This window comes from Cupriavidus sp. GW823-FHT06D04 (assembly GCF_058795055.1).
Genome location: NZ_JBXAHL010000099.1, coordinates 1 through 2254 on the forward strand (window position 1 = coordinate 1; position 2254 = coordinate 2254).

A 2254-nucleotide genomic window follows, 5' to 3' on the forward strand; every position below is an offset into this window, starting at 1 on the left:
CCCTGTGGCACGCTTACCCGGTTCTGTGCCCGGCACGTGTTGGATTGACCCGTGTTCCCCTTGGTCCCCGCCCTTCGCTCCACCCACTCCGCAGTCGGTCTCCCGGCGTTGTTCGCAGGTTTCTTCGCTGTTGGGTCGGAGGAGGCGCGCTTGCGCGCTGGCCTCCGTCCGCCGCCCAAACTGCACGTGCGGTTTTCCCGCATGCAGCTTTCACGAAGATGCAGCATGCTGAGAGGCAATAGAAGGTATCAATCCGACAAGATTCACCAACCCGAGATCGCCATATAGCCGCGCCTCCGTCATGAGCTTCCAGCCTCGGTTGCGCCAGCGTTTGAATCGATGTGACCATATTCGCCGCACGATCCAGCGGTCGAGCCGGTTGAAGATTCTTCGTACGTGGGAGCGTTTGTAATAGTGCCCCCAGCCCCGCAAGATAGGGTTAAGTCGCGCGATCAGATCGCGCGTCCGAAGCGGGATGCACCGCTTAGTGAGGCGACGAACCTGATCCATCAGCCGCTGGATCGATTTCTCCCGGGGATATGCATACAGCGCCCCGGATCGCGCACCGCTGCGAATCTTCGCGGCAGGTAGCGAGAGTCGCCGCCCGCGCTTGATCTTGTACCCGAGGAACTCGAATCCAAATTGAACATGTACGATTCGAGTCTTCTCTGGATGCAGTTGTACGCCCAGTGCTGTCAGGATTTTCGTCGCCGCCGCGATCGCGGCGTGCGCTTCGGCTCGGGAGGAACAGGTAATCACCCAGTCATCCGCGTACCGCGTAAGCTGATAGCCCCTGCGCCGCATCTCCCGATCAAACGGCGTCAGGAGAATATTGCTCAGCAACGGGGATGCGACCCCACCCTGCGGGGTTCCGCGCTCGCTCGGAAAGAGGCGGCCTTGGCCGAAGCTTCCGGCTTTAAGCATCGCCTTGATCAGCCCCAGCACCCGGCCATCTGCAACGCGCCGGGCAATGAGCGCCAGTAGTTTGTCATGGTCCACTGACCCAAAGAAATCCTTGAGATCAGCGTCTACAATCCATTCCCCACCAGCTTCGATTTCCTTCCAGATCTTGCGCAGAGCGTCGTGTGTCGATCGCCCTCGCCGATACCCGAAGTTGGCATCGTCGAATATCGGTTCAAAGACAGGCTCCAGCCGGTTGAGCAGTGCCTGCTGACATACACGGTCGTAAATCGACGGAATGCCAAGCTTGCGGAACTCTCCCGGCTTGCCCACCTTCGGGATCGAGACCTGCCGGACCGGTTGCGGCTGATAGGTTTGCGCGCGCAATTCCGCCTGCAGGCGACCCAATTGCTGGTCCGCCTGTTCTGCGAAGGCCGCTACGCTAATCCCATCGATACCGCCACTACCCCGGTTGGCCCTTACTCGCTCCCAGGCAACCTCCAGATTCTTCCGTTGATAGACCTTGTCAATCAATGAGTGGACTTTCCTTGCCTCCATCGGGTCGATCCAATCGGACAGTCTCCTCGGACGCGGATGTACGGGTATTTCACTCATGGAACTGATCCTCCTCTGCGCCCTTACTCACTGCCTTCCCGGCTCTTCCCAATCATCTTCGCCGGCTGCCTTCCCCGACCCACTTCCGTCGCCGATCTCTCGGTCACGTGGTTTTTGCCACGCTTCAGGTACTACTCAGCCGTCCGACTACTGACACAGCACCGCTCGCCACTTCGCTCCTCGCTTATAGGCTCACTTCCCGCGGTGCCACCCGCGGACTGTGCCAGTTCTCCTGAGGTCACACGCTGTTCTTCCGTACCGTGCCGCCCGCAAACACCTTGGTGCAGTGGGTGAATGAGAACGCCTTCGCCTCCATAGTGCAGGCTCGACCTTGCCCCACCTTTGGCCGACCGGTTCGTCATTGGGGCAGCCCCCTCGACTACGGCCCGGTACTTCTCCTCATGCCCTTCGGATTCCACCTCGCGATGGACACCCTGCCCTCCGGAGTACTGCGAGCTGGTGGCTCCAGGTCAGCCTTGGCCGTGTCCGGCTTTCGCCTGCGTGCCCGTTTAGGCTTCTCCATACCTTTCCACCTCTCCCCGGCCAGCGAGGCATTACCCCCGCTTTCGGATATAGCGCCCCTCATCCGAGCGCCAGAGGGACTTCAACCCTCCTGAACAACGCGCTGCTCAGCGCACACTACGGCGGAGTCTGACTTCTCCCGTCCGTTCATCATCGGCTACGGCTCCTCGCCTTCCCGATGCGGACCAGCCCATGCTGCGACTGGCCAGACGCGAGA

General features: G+C 60.7%; 1 protein-coding gene. It reads right to left on the reverse strand.

Features of this window, described 5'->3' with window-relative positions; genetic code table 11:
* Positions 1-210: 210 nt before the first annotated feature.
* Positions 211-1515, reverse strand: a complete 1305-nt coding sequence (ltrA, locus tag AC1Q7H_RS39725) for a group II intron reverse transcriptase/maturase (protein ID WP_153957092.1) — start codon at positions 1513-1515, stop codon at positions 211-213.
* Between the last annotated feature and the right edge of the window lie 739 nt (positions 1516-2254).